The organism is Acinetobacter sp. CWB-B33, assembly GCF_039655955.1.
In the GTDB taxonomy this organism is placed as follows: domain Bacteria; phylum Pseudomonadota; class Gammaproteobacteria; order Pseudomonadales; family Moraxellaceae; genus Acinetobacter; species Acinetobacter bouvetii.
In genome coordinates, this window is record NZ_JAGFEU010000003.1 from 476,700 (window position 1) to 498,048 (window position 21,349).

The window sequence follows — 21,349 nt, forward strand, 5'->3', positions numbered from 1 at the left end:
TATGAAAATATGGATGAAGTGCACTGCTGCATGGCTGATTTTAAATTTCAGCATTGCTTATGGCCATGCTGAAATAAATTTAGATTCACAGTACTCTGTACGCAATTCACAGCAATTAAGAGTACAGCTGAATCAAAAGCTGGCGGATGCTCAAACTGAAATTGAATCTTATCAGTTAGAAAAAGCTTTGGCATGGCTTACTGCAGCAGACCATGAAGCTGCGGAGAAGTCAAACAATGCAATGGGCCAACATGCATACGCACAAGCACTGAAGGGGATTCAACCGGATAGCAGCCTGAATGTCGCGGCGGATGCCCCTCTTGCTTCACCAGTTATGCGCCGTGATTTGTGGGCTCAGATCGAGTCGATCAAAAATCAAGGCGGCTTCCGCTGCTCTTATAAATGGATCGCGCAGGCTGAAGTGAATTTAATCTGGGCAGCTGCGGAATATCAAGAATTAGGCTGGCGGCATGCCAAAGAAGCCTTTGCTGCAGCAGAGCGGTTGGTGGATAGGGGAAGCTATGAATCACAGCAGTGCGGGGGGTAATCAATGAACAATAAAAAATCGCTGACCGTGCCGTATTCAATATTTTATTAATTCGATCATGGCTAAAGCAGGTTTACGTGATTGAGCTGAAGTACATTCAAAATGTTTCTCAAATTTGCAAAGCCGCGGGTATTTCCAGCAGTATATTTTACTGCTGCCCAATGCTTATGCGGGCTTAATCTAATATGCGCTGCATTTTACGATAAGCTTTGGATAGAAGGCCTGCCTTGACAGCTCGCACTGAGGTCGCCTGTTCAATGATATTCAGCCGCCGTCAATCTCATTGTATGGGCTTTAATGCTGCGTTTGGGGCGGAGTCAAAATATAGCAAACAGTCAGCAGCGTGGAAAAAAGCTGCACATGCAGGCTGTGCAACAAAGTCAAAAGAGCACAGTCTTCAATATTGAAAATGAAGTTAGGCTTCTGACGATGCATAACTGCAGATCAGGAGAAATAGATTAGAATTTATAGTCTATTTTTAGCATGTAAGCGTTTCTTTACATCAGCTTGTTATTGCTCGGCATAATTACAAGAACAGCATGGTGAACCGGTTATTCAGCAGTATCTTGCTGATTAATTGGCAAATCAAAAAAAGCAGAAATGAAAGCGTTATGACATTCGAAGCAGGCTTATGCCAATAAATGATTTATTGTCTCTTATGCAAGGATACCTATTATATGGGCACCATATTGCTGCATTGGAAAGCAGATGAAAAGCCGAACAACTTATGCTTTATTGATGGGCAGCAAAGATTGATTTCGTCTGCAGTATTACACCGGTTGCTAAAGAAATATTTCCAATACATGCTCAATTCACTTTTCGCTCAATGGTTAATATCCAGTGAGTGAAACTGACAATGTAAAACTGGCTTGCTAAGAACAGTTTAGATTGAGCTAAGCTAATTGAAGGATACGATTGGCTTCGTTTTACTGTCATCAAAGGGACTAGCGAAGATCTACCTTTACTGTTTTGATTCCCTATTGAGGTTTAAGGGGCTGAAGGGATTTAATGATTATTATTCGAAATCTGCTACAATATCGCCAATTTTTAAATTGATCAGATCTGGTCTTTTGCGCTGCGTGTCTGCAGCAGGTGTCTTTCCATGAGTTTTAAACAAGAATTAGCGGCGCAGGTCGCTCAGCGCCGTACATTCGCTATTATTTCCCACCCAAATAACACACTATAATTCATCTTATTCCAACCCATTTCAAAAGCATTCAAAATAAAATTAATATTTTATTAAATTACAGTATTTTAATAAAATTTTTTTCTTATACCCATTGCATCATGTTTCAAGTTGAATTAAGTTTATTCAGAAGTTTTGTGTACATGAGTGTGTACATATTTGATGTTATTTTTTCTGATTTAAAATTTTGTACACAGGTGTGAAATGCCACTTACGGACACATGGCTTAAAAAGAATTTAGGTAAGACTAGGGATGAGCAACATGTCGAACCTGATAGAGATGGCTTGAGTGTACGTGTGTCACCTAAAGGTAAGATCACTTTTCAAATGCGCTTCAGATACGAGGGTAAGCAAGCTCGCCTAGACTTGGGTTCTTACCCCAATTTGACTTTATTACAAGCTAGGCAAGAGTTGCAAAAAATGAAAGGTGTCCTAGAGGCAGGACATGATCCAAGAGTTTATAAAAAGTTAGAAGTTCATAAAGTGACGAACGCACTAACTTTTAAGGAGCTCTATTTAGAATGGCATGAAAAATACTGCATGCCGAATAAGAAAAATGCACAACAACAATTGCGGTCTTTTGAGTTGTATGTGTTTCCTAAATATGGATATCTGCCAGCAGATCAAATTACACTACATATGTGGTTAGAGTTACTAGAAGACCATTTTGAAAAATCTGCATCAATTACTGATCGACTGCTAACAAATACAAAACAGTGCTTAGATTGGGGCGTAAATCGTAGGCTGATTGAGAATAACCCGATACGTCATATAACTGGAAAACGTGATCTCAACATTAAAAAGAATAAAGTGGATCGAATTCTTGAAGATGACGAAGTGGCACTAATTTGGAAAATTTGCGATGAGTCTAGAATGGCGTTGAAAAATGCGCTGTTTATTAAAATCTGTCTCTTCTATGCTAATAGATATAGTGAGTTGAGGATGGCAAAAAAATCGGATTTCGATTTTGAACGCAAAATTTGGACTGTACCACCTGAAAACCATAAGACAGGTAAGTATACGAAGCGACCTCTTCTTAGACCGATATTGCCTGAAATTGAGCCTTTTATTCAGCAGGCTATGGAGCTGAATAATTCCATCTATATGTTCGTGAATAATGGGACTAAAGAGATGTATGGGCAAAATGGTCCAGGTAAGCTACCGTATAATGTCATGCAATATGCAAGAAGACATTATGGTGTTGAGATGAAACATTGGTCTATGCATGATTTAAGACGTACAGCTCGTACTCATTTTAGTCGTTTTACATCGCGTGATATTGCAGAGTTAATGATTGGTCATACCATGCCTGGAGAGCAAGGGACATATGACTACCATGATTATCAGAAAGAGATGGGAATCGCTTATAAACAATGGTGGGATAAATTGGAAAGCCTAACTAGTTAGGCTTTCATTATTTCTAAAAAATTTAGCTTCCCATGTTTCTATTTGCTCTCGGTCCCAAAGACTTGTAGACCCCTTTACTGCTTTTATGGGTTGCGGGAATGGCTCCGCGAACATTTTTTGGTTTGGCTGTTGCCATCTCCATAATGTAGCGGCTGCTTTGATATTGAATTTTTCACGTATCTGTTTGGAAGTGAGGTATGACATCTTTAACCACCATCAACCATTGTTTTTGCACGTTTGGTGTATGTCGGTGTCTATGTAGGGTTGATTAATTCGTAGGGCCTTTGAAAGGAACTCTGAAAAATCAGCTAGGTTGATAAGGTAAGGAGCTTTTTGGCTATCATCAATTCTATAGCATGGGAATGGGAAATCCATGTTTCTAGCCTTTTCAAGCAATTTAGCTTTACTTAAATGAGGATAATACATGGCTCCTACTTGCTCGAGAGTAGGAGTGATTGTTTTAAATTGCATGAATAAATAATCTGATAAATTCATTTGTACTTTGTTCATTTGGTCACTCTTTCAAAAGTTAATTCTTGAATCTTTAGTCATACAACTAAGGTATAACTAACTAAATTCACTGAAATAATTGTAAAAAAGATGAAATGACGAATAATGAGGAAATAAGGGTAACTTTTTTCTTCATAGACAGCTCAATGCCAAAACTAACAGACATTCAAATCAACACTATTAAACTATTAGATTATTTATACTTCTACGATATTGTTTCGCTAGAAACCTTTTCTGATGAGAAGTCAGATTTGTATAAAAGGTTGAATGATTCTTTTCATCTAATTTTAGCTACAAGAAAATATAGAGGGCTGAGAGCTGAGCACTACAAGCATTTACTATTGATGGGGCTAGACTTAAATATTACCTATTATAGTAAATCGGATAAGATGCAAGATAATGATGTTAGCAATTTTATCTCTGCTTTTAATCATGAGATACGTTTAGAAGTCGATAGGGCGGGTTTTCCTATTGATGAATTTGCCCAAGATTTGCAGAACATATTGGATAGACAACCTATATATCCGTTGAGCGGAAATGAACGCTATAAAATAGTTAGTCAATTTTTAAGCTATGAATATGACAATATTGCCATTGGAGTACTTGGAAAATTAATTGATATGGGGATATTAAAGGTCTCAAAGTATAGTAAAGCCTATCAGGTGATATCTCAGGAATTATTAGATAAGTTATTTTTTAGAGCTATGCTATTTCTTGAATTAGAAATTTTTAAAAATAAGCTGTTGGCATCAAATTTAAAAATGTCGCAGATTGTAGATTTGAATAATTTAAGTGACCATGAAAAAGTCATTGCAGTTATTAAGTCTAAGGCCAAGTTGGAAGCTTTGGAAAAAGTAGATTATCAGCGTATCTATACTATTGATCTAAACAAAAAAAATGATTTGTCGGGGTATCTTACTAATGTGGAGGCAAGGTTAGGGCATAATCCGATCTTTAAACCCAACCTTGCATCTTGGGTTAGCTTGCTAGGAGCATGGCATCTGATGCTGGTCAAAAAGAACAACATAAATAAACCATTATACCGTGAGACCCCTATCCACATCTTAGATGCTGAACCTACCTGTTCTGAGATAGCAAAAAAAGAAATGGAAGAGTATGGTTTTGCTATTTCGGAAAGAACCTTATTTGACCAACATAATAGTATTTTTGATTTTTATAAGCTTATTAGAATTACAGTGAATGACATGATAGATGAGGGCTTCTATGGAGTATTAGAACCAGTACTTACTAAATATTTCTTTTATGATCCCAATATTGGGGATAAGTTTAAAAGTGCTTTAAGCAAAGTGAATATGAGCTTAAATCAATAAAATTTTATTAAGATATCTATTTTCATTAGGTCTGCACGCACAAACCCAATCTTAGTTATACAATGGACTAGATTGGGTGTGACTGGTGGAAAGATTATTTTTACAAATATAGGTTTTCTCCATCGATTGAACAGCATTCTTTGGTATAGGTTTCATTGATGAGTCTTTCGATCATTTGCTCTTCGGACACACCATTCTTGAAAGCTAATGTAAGCAACGCTTCTCTAGCTCTTTTGGTTAATGCGTAATAGTTAGGTTTTTTCACCTTTTTCTCCTCACGGTGCTTTTTTTGATACCACGCATTAAATAATTTTTTTCTTAGAGCATAGTGAATATTTTCATCTTCATAATAGATAATATCAAATATTGAGTTAATTAAAGTCTCATATTCAGATACATGTGATGCATCTCTTCTGTATCTCCTAAATTCTGAGTTTTCATTAATATACTTTTTAGCCCATACAAAAAAATCAGAGCATGGTGATTTAAAATGACTGTTGAATTTTGTGTATATTTTGTCAAATCGATAATATATATTTTCAATTGATCTAGAATTTTCATAATAAAAAGGGATTGTATAAGCCAGATAAAGGAGCTGGAAGTATAGATTTTTTATATCTAAAATTAAGCGATCTCCTTCTTTTTCATTCAAGACTTTGCATGCAAATTGTAAGAATCTTTGATTATCTTTAATTTTATTAAAGTCAAAAGAATGTATTGTGATTCTAGATTGAAAATCCTTTAAATCACGTAAAAAATAATAGATATCATCATCACTACTATTATTCATTTCATCAATTATAAATTTACTTATGTTCCTGAGTTTATCTAGGCTGTTCAGTTTTGCTATATCTTTTTCTATAGCAGCGTTGCTCTCCCGTATTCTGCGATTGTTATCAATATTTGGGCGATGATAGACAAACAGTGCCCAGATAAGATCTTCATCTCTAAGTTGTGTCAGGAATGATTTAAGATTGTCTAGTTCAGAATTGCGCATTTTGTATCCTGTTTTTAAAAAGCTTACGTCATACTTTAGGTAATAAAAACAATACTTTCTACTAAGTTTTTCACTCTATTTCCCCTTGTTTTGCACTATATTTTTAAAAGCTTTCTACTAAGGGATAAGGGGGTTATAAATAAAAAATGTTTAGGCAATATAAGTTTTTAATTTAATTTTTTTATAACTAAAATTAGGTACTAAAACGATATAGTCTAAAATTCATTTTATTCCTTAATTCTAGCTTTTTTGAGACTAGAGCCTGCATGAATTTAAGCGTAGAGCAGGGAGGAAAAGTTTTTTATGTAGAGAATAGGTACTGCACTACAGGAGGAATTTGGACTCCCTAAAGCTTTGGTTATTAATCTAATCGTTTATTAGGTAACACTTTATTGTGAAGTAAATGTATATATATACTGAATTCCCTATACCTATGTAACTATCACACACATAGGTTTAAACATGAGAGATTCAATTAATCAGGAAAAACTTACACTTCATATTGAGAAATTTTTAAAACGTTTAAAAAAAGAACGAACGAAATGGGATGGATTCTATTCACAGCTTATAGATCTATTATTTGACTTTAATGATATTTATGATCCTGATGATGAATACACAGGTTATCTTAAATTCTTTGTAATTCTGAGATATGACTTACAGAGAATAGACTCTGGTTATTTTGAACTTATGGACGAGTTAAAGATAATTGGGTACAGAGAGATAAGAAAATGGTTTTTAGATTTATTTGAGCTTTTCAAGAAAGATTATGAAACCATTGAAAAACAGAAAGATGAAAATAAAGTTGAAGTTCAGGAATATTGTAGATCAATACTTAATAAATGCAGTCGAATATTAGTTGCTCGTGTAGACTTGGGTTATTTGCAAGAATATTCTAGTCGAATTAGAGTTGAAGATATTTATAAGGACTTAGATATACTGCTTAACCGTATCCAAAATAAAGATGGCATATTTAAACATGTGGTCGGGTATATATGGGGAGTAGAGCAAGGTGGTAAAAGTAAAGGTTTTCACTGTCACTTAGCAATCATTTATGATAATGCCTATCGTGATGGAAGCGCAGCATATTGGGGGGATGAAATTATTGAGTTATGGAAGGATATTACTAGAGGTTATGGTCAAGGCTATAATTGCTGGAACCGGGAACGTGTAGCGAAACTTCGAAGAGAGAATAAGCTGGGGATTGGTGTAATCTATCGTCGTGATTCAACCCAAGTAACAAATTTCATTGAGGCAATGCAATACATTGCTGATCATCACAAACGTACTCTTCAATACTTACGTGTAAAGCCAAAAGGACGAAGAGTATTTGGTAAAGGTCAGTTAAGAGCGCAGTATGATAGACGCTAAATGAAAATAATCTCAGATATACATTATCTAGGTGAAAACGAGTTTTTTAACTTTGCAAGGCTTACCAATCGGTGAGCCTTTGTCATTTCTAGAGGTATATATTATGAGATTAAATTGTCCTTATTGCTTGTCGGATCAGGTCATTCAGGTGGTTAATCAGCAGGTGAGTGGATCTGATTCTACAGGTCTAGCCGCATCTGCATCGTTCGCAACCATTGGTGCATCCATTTCAAAGAGTTTGCCACTGCCTGTATCTCCATTCATTGGTGGTATCGCTGGTGCAGTGATTGGTGGTCTATTTAGCAGCGTGTTTGATGAGCCTAAAAAGCCAATCACCATGACCTACTATCACTGCAATCACTGTCAGCAGAATTTTCGTTGAATCAGCATAGGAGATAAGAACGATGGCACATCAAATCGAACAAATCGCCTATGTGGGCGAAACCCCTTGGCATGGTCTCGGTAATCAACTGAGTCCGAAACAACCACTGGAAGTCTGGGCACAGCAAGCCGGGATGGATTGGCGGATTGAATCCTCGAATGTCAGCTATATGGCACAGAATGAACGTGGCCAAAGCATCATCATGCCATTTGAAGAGCAGCGTGTCTTGTATCGTTCAGATACCCATGCACCTTTATCTGTGGTCAGTCAGCGTTATCAGGAAGTTCAGCCTAAAGAGATTCTGGAGTTTTATCGGGATCTGACTGAACAATCAGGCTTTGAGCTAGAAACTGCGGGGGTACTGAAAGGTGGGAAGAAGTTCTGGGCTTTGGCACGTACTGGGCAAAGCACTGCATTAAAGTCTAAGGATGTCAGTAATGGTTATATCTTGCTGGCTACTGCGTGTGACGGCACGTTGGCAACGACGGCACAATTCACAAGTATCCGGGTGGTCTGTAACAACACGTTAGCCATTGCTCTACGTGGGCAGAGCAGTAGTGCTGGTGTAGTGAAAGTTCCACATAGCACCAAGTTTGATGCAGAGAAAGTGAAACAGCAATTGGGTGTTTCAGTTCGTGCTTGGGATGAGCACATGTATGAGATGAAACAGCTCACACAGCGTAAGGTGAGTCAGCAGGAAGCCAAAGCTTACTTTGATGCCGTGTTCAATAACAGCACCATGTCAATTTCTGATCCTGAAGAAAACATCATTCAGTTCTATCGCAATGTCGCGCAGCAAGCTCAGGAGAAAAAGCCTGAACCCAATGGTCGTGCCATGAATAAAGCTTTGGACATGTTCAATGGGCAAGGACGTGGTGCTGACATGTCATCAGCGAAAGATACAGCTTATGGATTACTTTGTTCGATCACGGAATTTGTGGATCATGAACGACGTGCCATGAGTACAGATCACCGTCTTGATTCAGCTTGGTTCGGTGCAGGTGCGGGTGTGAAACAACGAGGATTAGAGCAAGCACTTGCTTTGATCGCCTGAAATTAACTGACTCACTTATGTCGAATCAAGTCACCCCCAAACAAATGCTAGTCATAGCACTCATGTAACCCCCTCAATTAAAACAGCAAACAAATCGCCATGCCCGACCTCGTGTCGGGTATGGCTTTTTTATGCATTTCTTTTACAGAGATCAGAATTTATAAGGATAATTCCATGAATCAAATTGTATCTATTTCCCATCAGCCTACGACGGTAGGATCAAAGATTGTAGTCAATCCAAGCATCACCACCAAACGCTCAACAGCAGCCAAGCGATTGGTTAATACCAAAGGGATGGAATATCAGGACTGGCTTGAAGTTCGTAGGCAAGGCATTGGCAGCAGTGATGCCGCGACTGCCTGTGGTCTCAATCCCTATATGTCGATGCTGGAACTCTGGTTAATCAAAACAGGTCGTCAGGCTCAATCCATAGAAGATGAAAGCTCAGGTGTAGCACCGCTGTATTGGGGCAAGCAGCTAGAACCTTTGGTGGCAGAGTTCTATAGCATGCGCACCCATAACAAGGTGCGACGGATCAATGCAGTACTTCAGCATCCTGATCCCGATAAACACTTTATGTTAGCCAATCTGGATTACAGCGTAGTCGGTAGCGATGAAGTCCAAATTTTGGAATGCAAAACAGCAGGTGAGCATGGAGCAAAATTGTGGCGTGATGGTGTGCCTTTATATGTGCTTTGTCAGGTACAACATCAACTGGCAGTAACAGGTAAACAGGCAGCACATGTTTGTGTCTTGATCTGTGGGCATGAAACCAAGATCTTCAAAGTGACACGATCAGAATCCGTGATTGAACATATTGTTCAAGCAGAACGATATTTCTGGGAATGCGTGGAAAAGGATACACCACCATCAGTCGATGCCAGTGAATCCGCAGCTAAAGCGATTCAACAACTCTATCCAGCGCATGTACCTTTAACAGTAGAGGATCTCTCGCAAAATGAAAATGCCAATTTGATGTTCGACCAGCTCATCAAAATGAAAGAAGAGATTCAGCATAAGCAGGAACGCTTTGACCAGCTTAAACATGAAATTCAAATGATGATGCAAGACAAGGAAAGGGCGGTCTTTGCTCATGGCTCAGTAGTCTGGAAGAAAGCCAAGGACTCTATCAGCCTCAATACCAAAGCATTGCTTCAGCACCAGCCTGAACTCATCGAGCTTTATCCACTTCAAAAGCAAGGCAGTCGTCGATTTAACATCTATACCGACTAAGCCCTATCTACAGCACCAAATCAAAAATTCACAAAAATCGCTCCCCGCTCTCTACCCTTCGGTAGAGAGCAAATCGGTCGCGATCTCTGTAGCACTTTATCTGGCTCTACATTCTTTGGGTAACTTATTTGGTCCTTGTTCCGACCTACATACATAGACCCAGATTTGTAAGGTAATACATTAAGGAATATCAACATGATTAAAGGTTTAGCAATTACCCCACCAATCCTGGGACGGATCAGTATCGGTCGTATGATCGAAAAGAATGGCAAGCGATTGCCTGAAAAAGATGATCAATTCACCATTACGTCCCAGATTCAAAGCAAAGAAGGCTGGGTCAAACATCCATTAGATGATCAGCTTCGAGCGAATACGCCTAATCAAAAGTTGCGCTCAATCCCTGTTCGCATGATCTTCAATGATCCTGACTTAAACCTACGTGCAGAATACAGCCTGTTTGACCGACAGACTGGAAGACCTGTCTGTGTCGGTAATGGAGAAACCTGCCAACGTTTAACCAATCAAGGCGTGGAGCAACATCCCTGTCCATCCCCTGATTTATGTCCATTGGCTCAAGGAGGGAGCTGCAAGCCCTACGGGCGTTTGCATGTGAACTTGGATGAATCGGATGAATTTGGAACTTTTATCTTTAGAACCACGGGTTTTAACAGCATTCGAACTTTGGCTGCACGGCTGAGTTATTACCATGCGGCATCAAATGGTTTGTTGTCTTGCCTCCCATTGCAGTTGATATTGCGGGGCAAGAGTACGACACAGAGTTATCGTCAACCAGTGTATTACGTGGATTTAACTTTAAGGGAGGGGATTAGCTTGAATGAAGCCATTATGCAAGCGAAGCAAATGGATGAGCAGAGTAAGCAGGCGGGGTTTTATCAGGAGGCTGTGGATTTCACTGCCAGGAAGGGTTTTGGGAATGCAAGGTTTGAAACGGATATAGAGGAAGGGCTAGATGTATTGGAGGAATACTATCCTGAACAAGAGCAAAGCTTTATGGTAAAGCAACAAGCTTCGCCTGAAGGGTTTGTGCAGGATATTCAGCAGAGTGTCAGAGCTGTGAATTGAGTACAGTTAAATTATCTAGTCAGCTTGGTAAGTCAATTAATGGATTCTGAACAAGTTGGCTAGTCACTAATTGAAGGGAGCTCTGGCTCCCTTATTTTTTTAGTCTGGTAGGGTAAGACATGATTCAAATATTTGAATTAATAGCTGCAAATTACCATAAAAGCCTTCAATATTTGCTTGTACCCATTGTTCTTTAGAGTTGATTTTCGACCAATCAATGCCATAGCCACAGTAGGCAATTAGGTGTTCAAAGAAAATACGTTGGGTACGTCCATTACCCTCACGAAATGGATGGATGACATTGAGTTCACAATACAAATCAGCAAGTTTAGGTATAAATTGTTGTAGTTCTAGGCCTTGAAAGTAATTCTGCTGCTGAAGTGGATTAATTAATTTATTTATTTCAATTTCGATACGGGAAAATGTACAAAAGCGAGTATCACCTTTAGAGATATCAATTTGCCGAAGTTGTCCTGCCCATTCGTACAAGTCACCAAAAAGCTGTGCATGGATAGATTGTAAGTAGTGCAAATCGTAAGGCGGTTCCGCATATTCAATTAAGCTACTCGATAAGCCTGATAGTTCAAGTTCTGCTTGTTCTAAAATCTGCTCATCACGGATATTCAGCTTGTTTTTTAGAATATTGGTCCCTGAATAGCAATATAGGCTATCCCCTAGTTCCCCATACTTATCCATAGCAGTACTCAGTTAGCTTTCTGGTTGTGAATACTTTTTATATTTTTGCAAAATTTGCGCTTTGCTTAGCTGGGTTAGATTACCTGATGTGGTAATCCCTTCGAGCTTGAGACTGGCTTGGTAGTTTTGCAAGCGGGTTGCCTGAATATGTTTTTTTTTCTGTTCGGTAGATTTAAGCATTTTGAGACTCCATCAAGCTAACAACTAAAATTAGTATAGCAGAGAAGATAACTCTACATCAGTGTGATAAATCATGTATGTTTCATTGCAGATTAAGCTGGAAAAACTTTTATTAATGTTATGATATTTTCATCACTTGCTTATAAAACATTGAGTTATGTCAGTCATGCTTTCTAATCAACAAAAACAATATCTATCATGGTTGCTGACTAAAAAATCTGCGGATAATTCTATTGATTCACTTGCGTCAACATTGATTGACTCGCAAGTTGATTTGAACCCACATCAAGTTGATGCAGCTTTATTTGCTTTTAAAAATCCATTATCTCAGGGAGTATTACTTGCAGATGAGGTGGGTTTAGGTAAAACGATAGAAGCTGGCTTGGTAATTGCTCAGACTTGGGCAGAGAGAAAAAAACGTATTTTAATCATTACTCCAGCTAATCTAAGAAAGCAGTGGTATCAGGAACTGTATGATAAATTTGGTTTGAAAGCTGCTATTTTTGAAGCAAAAATTTATAATCAACTAAAAAAAGAAGGTTATACAAATCCTTTTATTCAAGAAGAAATTATTATTTGCTCGTATCAGTTTGTGAAATCGAAAGCAAATGATATTAAAAATATTGCTTGGGATTTAGTTATAATCGATGAAGCACATCGCTTAAGAAATGTTTATAAAAAACAAAATATAACAGCGAATGTAATCAAGCAATCCCTGGCGCATGTACACAACAAAGTACTATTAACTGCAACTCCATTACAAAACTCTTTATTAGAGCTCTATGGATTGGTGAGTATTTTGGATGAACGAGTTTTTGGTGACTTGGAAAGTTTTAAAAGTCAGTTTATTGCAGGTGATAAGGAAATAACACTTCCTCAACTTCGTGCAAGATTAGCAACGGTATGTAAACGAACTCTGAGACAACAGGTACAGCCTTTTGTTTCGTATACAGCACGACGTGCAATTGTTCAGGACTTTACGCCTTCAAAAGAAGAACAACAATTAAGAGACTTAGTTGCTGACTATTTACGTCGCCCTAATTTACAAGCTTTACCCGTTGGACAAAGACAGTTGATTTCCCTTGTCTTGTGGAAGTTACTCGCTTCATCAACTCAAGCGATTGCAGGTGCTTTAGCAACAATGACTACGCGCCTTGAAAAGAAATTGCTTGATCAAGATTCGAATATTTTGGATGAGTTGGATGATGATTATGAAGCTTTGACAGAGTCTGGAGATGACTATGAAGAGCTTCTTGAAGAAGATGAAATTTTATCTGCTCAAGAAAAGCAAGCTATTGAGTTGGAAATTGCTGAGCTAAAAGAGTTTCAATCTTTAGCTGTAAATATTAAACAGCAGTCTAAAGGGCAAGCTTTACTTACAGCATTAGAGACGTCATTTGAGGCTTTGCAAGAGTTAGGTGCAGAAAGAAAAGCCATTATTTTTACTGAGTCGAAACGGACTCAAGAATATCTCACCGAATTGTTGAAAGGTACATCCTATTTTGATGGCTTAGTTTTATTTAATGGCACCAATAATGATGATAAAGCGAAGAAAATCTATAAGGAATGGATTGAGAGATATAAAGGGACGGATCGTGTTACAGGTGCGAAGTCAGCAGATACACGTGCAGCATTAGTTGATTACTTTAAAGAGCAAGGTTCTGTCATGATTGCGACGGAGGCAGGTGCGGAAGGGATTAACTTACAGTTTTGTTCTTTGATTATTAACTATGATTTGCCATGGAATCCACAGCGTATTGAGCAACGTATTGGACGATGCCATCGTTATGGTCAAAAGCATGATGTTGTAGTGGTAAATTTTGTTGATCGAAGTAATGAAGCTGATTCTCGTGTTTATGATTTACTATCTGAAAAGTTCCAACTTTTTGATGGGGTCTTTGGTGCAAGTGATGAAATTCTAGGAACAATTGGTTCTGGTGTGGATTTTGAAAAAAGAATTGCAGAAATTTATCAGGAGTGTCGCGATCCTGAAGAAATAGCACAAAGTTTTGAAAGTTTACAGAATGAGCTTTCGGCTGAAATTAATGAAGCGATGCTGAATACTCGTAATTTACTGATGAATCATTTTGATGAAAATGTCCTCTATCGTATCAAATCAGATGCTATCCAAATTCGACAGACATACGAACAGTATTTACTAACACTGCTAAATGATGAGTTTAGCTGTCATAAAGCAAATGTCGTATTTGATGAAAATGGTTTCCAACTAAATGAAGTAATAACAATTGGTGGTGCAACGTTTAATTTAGGTCGTTATGATCTAGCCAAAACAAATACCCATGAACATGTGATCCGCTTAAATCATCCCTTTGTTCAAGGTTTATTGGATCGATACAAGTCTTTGGCTTTAAAGCCTGAAAAACTCATATTTGATTATGATGCATATGGTTTGCAGGTATCGAGTTTAAAACCTTTCATTGGTGAATCTGGAATTCTCATAGCTGAGCTACTAGAGGTATCTAGCCTTGGTCGTATGGAACAACATCTTGTACTCAGTGCTATGACCAATTCAGGTCAAATTTTAGCTGATGATGATCCCGAGAAATTATTAAAATTACCAATGAAAGCTCAAGTTGATATTAACCAAATTGTATTACCTGAGAAGATATGTTTAGAGCAAGAAAATCGTAAGAACAAGATTCTTGAGGACGTCAATGTTCGGAATCTTGGATTTTTCGATCAGGAAATTATCAAGCTTGATGGGTGGGCAGATGACTTAAAAAATGGTCTTGAGGTTGAGATCAAGGAAATTGATAAAGCAATTAAAGAAGCGAGAAAGTCAGCGACGATTGCAACTTCATTACAAGATAAGTTGAATTGGCAAAAAACTCAGCGTGAATTAGAAATGAAGCGTACGAAGCTACGTCGAGAGTTATTTGACCGCCAAGATGAAATTGATATGCAACGTAATGAATTGATTGGTCAATTAGAGGGGCAGCTTGAACAGCAAGTTCAAGCGAAGAAGTTATTTGAAATTGAATGGGAAATTATTTAAATGCCAGCTTTGAGAGCAGATTTATTAACAATTTTAAAAAACGAGCTGAGCAATCATTATCTCCATCACTTACCTGCTTTGCTAGATCAAAGTAGGCCGATTGAGGAACAAAATGAAAAAAATATAGCTAGAGCATTTAGTGCTTTTACTTTGCGAGCACTATGTAATGCTTCCGTTGTGGAAAGCGCCAGAGCAGTTATTGATGATTTTAATGATAATGGTATTGATGCAATTTACTTTGAACAAACCATAAAGGTTTTGTATTTAGTGCAAAGTAAATTAGAGGCAAAAGATTTTAAGGAAGCGGAGGCACAGACATTCGTAGCAGGCTTAAAGTTGATACTTAATTGTCAGTTTAATGCATTTAATCAAAATGTTTTGAATCGTCAATCAGAGATTCAAAGTGCACTTCACGATGCTGAAAAAATAGTATTAGTCGTTTGCTATACGGGGAACCAAGTTTCGATGCATGCTAAAGATTGCTTGAAACGTTTCATTGAAAGTGAATCCCATAATGAAGATCGCTTACAGCCAGACGTTATATATTTTGATTCTTTGCATGTTAAAGAGTGTTTGGATAAACAGCATAGTTATCCAACAGTTTCTGAAAAAATTAACTTTTACAATGCCATCAATATTCAGACTCCAAGAAAAACTCTATATGGACAGGTTAAACTAAAGGATTTAGTTCAATTGCATGAGCGATATTCATTCGCTTTATACCAAAAAAATATTCGTTATTTTATTGGTGGTCATACTGGTCCTAATAGAGCTATTAAAAATACTTTGAATCAAGAGGCAAATAATTTTTTCTTATATAATAATGGAATAACAGCTTTATGTTCTCATTTTGAAAGTGCTGGTTCCCTAGGTGGGAATAATAGAAAATATAAAATTCTCAATATGTCAGTTGTTAATGGCGCTCAGACTATTGCAACAGCTTATGATTTTTATAAAGAAAATGGGGATCAAATTTCTGATGACGCAAAAGTATTAGTTACTGTAATTCAAGCAGACTTGACGCAAGATATTGGTAAAAAAATTACTCAAAATCGTAATAATCAAAATCCAGTAGATTTAACAGATTTTGTAGCATTAGATAATCAGCAAGAAAGATTAAGACGAGAAATTAAGCACTGGGGACATGAGTACTTTTATCGCCCTACGAAATTATCTTCTACTGTGCAAGCTATTACAGTAGATGAAGCGATGCGCTCTTTAGCAATGTTGGACAAGAACTCCACATATCCAATCAAACTTAAAAACAATGCAACATTGATGCTTGATTTAAATTCACAGGAATATCAGCAAGTATTTTCTAACGTTTTAACAGGTCTAAAATTATTGAATACCGTTTTGTTATATAGACATTTTAATCATATTTGGAATGGATATATTCGATCTGCAAGTGGGCAAGAAAAGCTTATATACAAACATGCGAATTATGTAGCATTTTATATTTTTTCAAAACGCTTTAAAAAAGAATTGGATAAACCTGTTTTAGCTTCAATGACTAATTTACCAGCAAGTATTAGTGCTGAATTAGATGCCTTAAGGCTATTAATCTTTAATAAAACAAGTTCAGGATTAGCAGGTGATTCACCTCATAAATTCTTTAAAAATTCCTCATCTGTTATAAATGTTTTAATTGATGTAATGATTGAGCATTTTGGTAAAACAACCAACTCGAGTGTACAAGGGATGTTGGCTACTTCTAGTCCAAATGAAAGCTATCCCAAAGCAAATTTGGTAAACTACCTAACAGATAATGCTCCACAATTGACTTTAGGAACTGGTACACCATGACCAAAACAAAACTTGAACTGACTTGGATTGGTAAAGACAAGAGACCACGCCTGGAGCCCCGAATTTTACTTGAAGATCCTTCAAAGTCTTACCATGCAAATACTAAAGTTTCAGAAAATGATATCTTTGATAATAAATTAATTTTTGGTGATAACTTGCTTGCTCTTAAAGCGTTAGAACGTGAATATACAGGTAAAGTAAAATGTGTCTTTATTGATCCACCTTATAATACAGGTAGTGCATTTGAATATTATGATGATGGGCTAGAGCATTCAATTTGGTTAGGTTTGATGCGAGATCGCATTGAAATTATTTATAACTTATTAAGTGAAGATGGAAGTTTATGGGTAACACTTGATGACAACGAAATTCATTATTTTAAAATAATGTGTGACGAAATTTTTGGGAGAAACAATTTCTCTTGCTCAATTATTTGGGAAAAAAGGAAAAGTAGAGAGAATAGAAGAGCCTTTTCCTTTAAGCATGACTATGTTTTAGTATTCGCCAAAAATAAATTTGTCTTTGACAAGATTCGTAATCCTATTGGTTTAACCGAAGAAGTATTAAAAAGATATAAAAATCCTGATGAGGATCCTAGAGGAGTATGGCAATCAGTCGCTATCACTGCCCAAGCTGGACATGGTACTGCATCGCAATTTTATAAAATAACGACGCCTAGTGGTAGAGTTATAGAGCCTCCAGCAGGGAACTGTTGGCGATTTACCGAAAAAAAGTTAGCAGAGTTAATTACTGATAATAGAATTTATTTCGGTCTGGATGGTAATAATGTCCCAAGACAAAAGAAATTTTTGAGTGAGAGTAACGATACAGGTTTGACACCTGAGACAATTTGGTATGCTGACGATGTTTCAACTAACGATCAAGCAAAAAGACATTCTAATATCTTATTTGATGGGAAGGGATTTGATAGCCCTAAACCGGAAGAATTGTTAGAAAGAATTATTCATATTGCGACAAATGAGGATGATTTAGTTTTAGACTCATTTGCTGGTTCAGGTACAACTGGAGCAGTAGCTCAGAAGATGGGTCGTCGCTGGATTATGGTTGAACTGGGTGAGCATTGTCATACTCACATTATTCCTCGTCTGCAAAAAGTCATTGATGGTGAGGATAAAGGTGGCGTAACGGAGTCTACTGGGTGGCAAGGTGGTGGCGGTTTCCGCTATTACAAACTTGCACCAAGTCTGATGAAAAAAGACCAGTGGGATAATTGGGTTATCAACCCTGAATATAATCAGGAAATGCTTGTCGAAGCAATGTGTAAGCTAGAAGGCTATACCTACACGCCTTCAGAAACCGAGTATTGGAATCATGGCAAAGGTAGTGAAACGGATTTTATTTATGTCACTACACAGACATTGACTGATCAACAGTTACAGGCGATTTCTGAGGAAGTCGGTGAAGGTCGTACTTTGTTGATCATTGCGAGTGCTTGGCGTTCTAAAAATATTGATCGTTTTACCAATCTAACGTTAAAGAAAATTCCAAACAGTATCATTAAAGCATGTGAGTGGGGACATGATGATTACAGTTTGAATGTTCAAAATCTGCCGATGTCAGAACCAGATATTGAAGAAAAGCCAAAAGCAAAAAAAGTTAAAAATATGCAAGAACAAAGTCAGGTAACGGGTGACTTATTTGGGGATCAAACATGACAGCATCAATTCAATATTCACAGCGTAACCCTGTTGCCCAAGTAGTTAAAGACTTAAAAGCACGCTTGTCTTTGCGTGCGCCACAAGCAGAAAGTTTAGAGAAACTCGATTTTGCAATTCAAAATGCCAAAGAGTTATTAACGAAGCAGGGACGAGATACTGAGGTTAATTCGCAAACATTGGCGAAGTTACAAACAGTATTTCCAACGTTAGCTGACTTTGAAAGAGACTTTCCGAGTATTTGTTTTAGCTTGGCGACAGGTGTAGGTAAAACCCGTTTGATGGGAGCTTTTATTGCTTATTTGCATTTGGCCTATGGTATTAATAACTTCTTTGTTTTAGCACCAAACTTAACGATTTATGAAAAGTTAATTACCGATTTTACCCCAAATACGCCGAAGTATGTGTTTGCAAATTTGGCGCAGTTTAACTTCCAATCTCCTATGATTATCACAGGTGATAACTACGATAGCCGTGATACTGCAACTGCAAGCTTATTAGGGCAAATACGTATTAATGTATTTAACATTTCAAAAATTAATAGCGAAGTTCGTGGTGGTAAAGAACCCCGAATTAAGCGTATGCGTGAAGTATTAGGGGAAAGCTATTTTAATCATTTAGCTGGTTTAGATGACTTAGTACTTTTAATGGATGAGTCACATCGTTATCGTGCAAGCGCAGGGATTAAAGCGATTAATGAGCTTAATCCATTGATGGGATTGGAAGTAACAGCAACACCATTTGTTGAAACGAATAGAGGTCCTGTTGCATTTAAAAATGTAGTGATGGATTACCCATTAGCACGAGCAATGGAAGATGGCTTTGTGAAAGAGCCAGCAGTAGTGACACAGCGTAACTTTGATCCAAGAGGCTTAACTACAGAACAAATAGAAGAGATTAAGCTTAAAGATGGTATTCGCTTACATGAAATGACCAAGGTGCATTTAATTAACTATGCCCAAAACACAGGTCGGTCAAAAGTTAAACCTTTTGTTCTCATTATTGCACGAGACACAATACATGCAGCTCAATTAAAAGAGCGTATTGAATCTGATGAGTTCTTCAAAGGGCAATACAAAGATAAAGTCATTCAGGTTGATAGTAGTACGAAAGAAGAAGAAATCACTCAGCGATTACTGTCAGTCGAAGATCCAAATGAACCTACAGAAATAGTCATTCATGTCAACATGCTTAAAGAAGGTTGGGACGTAACGAACCTCTATACAATCATTCCATTGCGTGCTGCAAATGCTCGTACTTTGGTAGAACAGTCTATTGGGCGTGGTTTGCGTTTGCCTTATGGGAAACGTACAGGGGTAGAGGAAGTGGATCGCCTGAGTATTGTTGCTCATGATCGATTCCAAGATATTGTAGATGAGGCGAATCGAGAAGATTCTATTCTTAAGTTAAAGACTTATATTCTTGAACCTGAAAATGAAGAGCAAGAAGTGATCAGTGTAACAAGTACATCTCGTTTAGATGTGCTGTTAGGTACGGGACATAGTCAGTTAACTGATACTCAAGAAACTGTTATTATCGAAGATCAGGTTGAGTCGAAAGATGAAAAGGCTGAAGAGACAAAGCTGCAAGTAGATTTGGATTTAACAAGCTCAACAGTGATTCAGACAATTCAGCAAGTAAAGAAAGAGATTCAAGCACAGGCTAAAAATACTGAAACTGTAAAACATAGTGAAGATTTAACTCGTCATGAAGTTCAAGCACAAATGACAGCAAATGTACTTAAGGCAATTCAGGAAAATGCCTCAAGTATGGTTCAAGAGTTAGATTTTGGCGATGAGCAAAGTAACAAAAAACTTCCATCAGAAGAAGAAGTACTAAAAATTGTTCAGCAGGTTACAGAAGTACATATTCAAAATACGATTGATATTCCACGTATTTCAGTAACACCTTCAGATGATGTAACAACTGGATATCATTCATTTGATCTTGATGTTCAAGGATTGCATTTACAGCCACAAGAGCGTGAATTAATTGGTCAAAACTTAAGTAACAACCAAATTTTCAGTATTAAAGCGGATGAAGCTTTAAATGAAAAGAGTCCTCAAGATCGTATTGTTTATGCATTAATCGATTTTGATGATATTGATTATTTTACTCAGGCTGATTTGTTATATAACTTGTCGAATCAAATGGTAGATTATTTCAAAACCTACTTAACTGATGATGAGGTAATACAGGTTGTTGAACAGAATTATCAGACGATAGCCAATAATATTCATGGTCAAATGCAAAAGCATCATTGGGAAAATGCATCAAATTATAATGTTGTCATTAATCGCAGTTTTGTTGAGCTAAAACAGCCAAGTTTCACAGCAGCAAAGGAAATACCTCCTCAATCTATTCGTGTAACACCTGCTAAAGGAATATCAATAAAAAAATTACTTTTTACTGGTTTCTCAAAATGTCTCATGGTCTTTCAAAAATTTGATTCTGATACTGAAAGACGTTTTGCTATTATCTTGGAAAGAGATAGTAATAAATGGTTTAAGCCAGCGAAAGGGCAGTTCCAAATTTATTATAATTTCCAGGGCTCACAGCCTGAATATATTCCAGATTTTGTAGTTGAGACGGAAAAGTATTATTTGCTTGCTGAAACAAAAGCAGAAAATGAAATGACTTCGGAAGAAGTGATTATCAAGGCTCAAGCTGGAAGTGAGTGGTGCAAAAATGCCTCGACAGTGTCGACTAAACCTTGGCATTATTTATTGATTCCACATAATGAAGTTGTAGAAAGTAAAAGGTTGAATGATTATCTAAGATTTAGATTTGAAAGTTGACGATTAGGAAAAGCTCTAACACGTGTTAGAGCTTTTTATTTTTTGGATAAATTTTATCTATTATATTTATTAAGTT

16 protein-coding genes are annotated in these 21,349 nt (G+C 37.2%); 12 read left to right on the top strand and 4 right to left on the bottom strand.

Translation table 11 applies throughout. The annotated features are described in order from the left end of the window. Nucleotide 1 precedes the first annotated feature (1 nt). Entirely contained in the window at nt 2-547 is a 546-nt protein-coding gene (locus JZ784_RS11580; RefSeq protein WP_346314968.1) for a hypothetical protein, read from the top strand. 1,390 nt (nt 548-1,937) lie between these two features. Further along, nucleotides 1,938-3,140 carry a site-specific integrase gene (locus JZ784_RS11585; protein WP_346314969.1) on the top strand — a complete coding sequence of 401 codons (1,203 nt, stop codon included), beginning with the start codon at nt 1,938-1,940 and terminating at the stop codon, nt 3,138-3,140. A gap of 216 nt (nt 3,141-3,356) precedes the next feature. On the opposite strand, the gene JZ784_RS11590 is transcribed toward JZ784_RS11585, so the two are convergent. Next, entirely contained in the window at nt 3,357-3,650 is a 294-nt protein-coding gene (locus JZ784_RS11590; RefSeq protein ID WP_032008304.1) for a pyocin activator PrtN family protein, read from the bottom strand. Between the two features lie 146 nt (nt 3,651-3,796). Between JZ784_RS11590 and JZ784_RS11595 the strand changes: the two genes are divergently transcribed. Next, on the top strand, nt 3,797-4,981 hold the full coding sequence (locus tag JZ784_RS11595) for a hypothetical protein (RefSeq protein ID WP_346314970.1): 1,185 nt from the start codon (nt 3,797-3,799) through the stop codon (nt 4,979-4,981). A 100-nt stretch (nt 4,982-5,081) separates the two neighbouring features. Here the strand turns inward: JZ784_RS11595 and JZ784_RS11600 are convergent, their stop codons facing one another. Continuing rightward, nucleotides 5,082-5,978 carry a hypothetical protein gene (locus tag JZ784_RS11600; RefSeq protein WP_346314971.1) on the bottom strand — a complete coding sequence of 299 codons (897 nt, stop codon included), beginning with the start codon at nt 5,976-5,978 and terminating at the stop codon, nt 5,082-5,084. 462 nt (nt 5,979-6,440) lie between these two features. Here JZ784_RS11600 and JZ784_RS11605 point away from each other — a divergent pair, with 462 nt between their 5' ends. The 5 genes from JZ784_RS11605 (at nt 6,441) to JZ784_RS11625 (ending at nt 11,101) form a co-directional block, all read left to right on the top strand. Next, nucleotides 6,441-7,349 carry an inovirus-type Gp2 protein gene (locus JZ784_RS11605; RefSeq protein WP_346314972.1) on the top strand — a complete coding sequence of 303 codons (909 nt, stop codon included), beginning with the start codon at nt 6,441-6,443 and terminating at the stop codon, nt 7,347-7,349. Between the two features lie 103 nt (nt 7,350-7,452). Next, nucleotides 7,453-7,731 carry a hypothetical protein gene (locus JZ784_RS11610; protein ID WP_346314973.1) on the top strand — a complete coding sequence of 93 codons (279 nt, stop codon included), beginning with the start codon at nt 7,453-7,455 and terminating at the stop codon, nt 7,729-7,731. A 22-nt stretch (nt 7,732-7,753) separates the two neighbouring features. Next, entirely contained in the window at nt 7,754-8,785 is a 1,032-nt protein-coding gene (locus JZ784_RS11615) for a DUF932 domain-containing protein (RefSeq protein ID WP_346314974.1), read from the top strand. Nucleotides 8,786-8,959: 174 nt separating this feature from the next. Then, nucleotides 8,960-10,018, top strand: a complete 1,059-nt coding sequence (locus tag JZ784_RS11620) for a lambda-exonuclease family protein (RefSeq protein ID WP_346314975.1) — start codon at nt 8,960-8,962, stop codon at nt 10,016-10,018. A gap of 195 nt (nt 10,019-10,213) precedes the next feature. Next, complete coding sequence (locus JZ784_RS11625; protein ID WP_346314976.1) at nt 10,214-11,101, top strand: hydrolase or metal-binding protein; 888 nt, start codon at nt 10,214-10,216, stop codon at nt 11,099-11,101. A gap of 99 nt (nt 11,102-11,200) precedes the next feature. Here JZ784_RS11625 and JZ784_RS11630 read toward each other — a convergent pair whose 3' ends face one another. Further along, on the bottom strand, nt 11,201-11,797 hold the full coding sequence (locus tag JZ784_RS11630) for a putative adenosine monophosphate-protein transferase Fic (protein ID WP_346314977.1): 597 nt from the start codon (nt 11,795-11,797) through the stop codon (nt 11,201-11,203). A 12-nt stretch (nt 11,798-11,809) separates the two neighbouring features. Next, nucleotides 11,810-11,977 (bottom strand): YhfG family protein, encoded by a 168-nt coding sequence (locus JZ784_RS11635; RefSeq protein WP_195726535.1) that lies wholly within the window; start codon nt 11,975-11,977, stop codon nt 11,810-11,812. Between the two features lie 166 nt (nt 11,978-12,143). On the opposite strand from JZ784_RS11635, the gene JZ784_RS11640 reads away from it, so the two are divergent. Genes JZ784_RS11640 through JZ784_RS11655 form a run of 4 tightly spaced genes read left to right on the top strand, consistent with a single transcriptional unit; the run spans nt 12,144 to nt 21,273 of the window. Further along, nucleotides 12,144-14,993, top strand: coding sequence for an SNF2-related protein (locus tag JZ784_RS11640; RefSeq protein ID WP_346314978.1), 2,850 nt, complete (start codon nt 12,144-12,146; stop codon nt 14,991-14,993). Then, on the top strand, nt 14,994-16,799 hold the full coding sequence (locus tag JZ784_RS11645; RefSeq protein WP_346314979.1) for an AIPR family protein: 1,806 nt from the start codon (nt 14,994-14,996) through the stop codon (nt 16,797-16,799). Then, complete coding sequence (locus JZ784_RS11650; protein WP_346314980.1) at nt 16,796-18,475, top strand: site-specific DNA-methyltransferase; 1,680 nt, start codon at nt 16,796-16,798, stop codon at nt 18,473-18,475. The genes JZ784_RS11645 and JZ784_RS11650 overlap by 4 nt, the downstream gene beginning before the upstream one ends. Then, nucleotides 18,472-21,273 (top strand): DEAD/DEAH box helicase family protein, encoded by a 2,802-nt coding sequence (locus JZ784_RS11655; RefSeq protein WP_346314981.1) that lies wholly within the window; start codon nt 18,472-18,474, stop codon nt 21,271-21,273. The genes JZ784_RS11650 and JZ784_RS11655 overlap by 4 nt, the downstream gene beginning before the upstream one ends. The last annotated feature ends 76 nt before the right edge of the window (nt 21,274-21,349 follow it).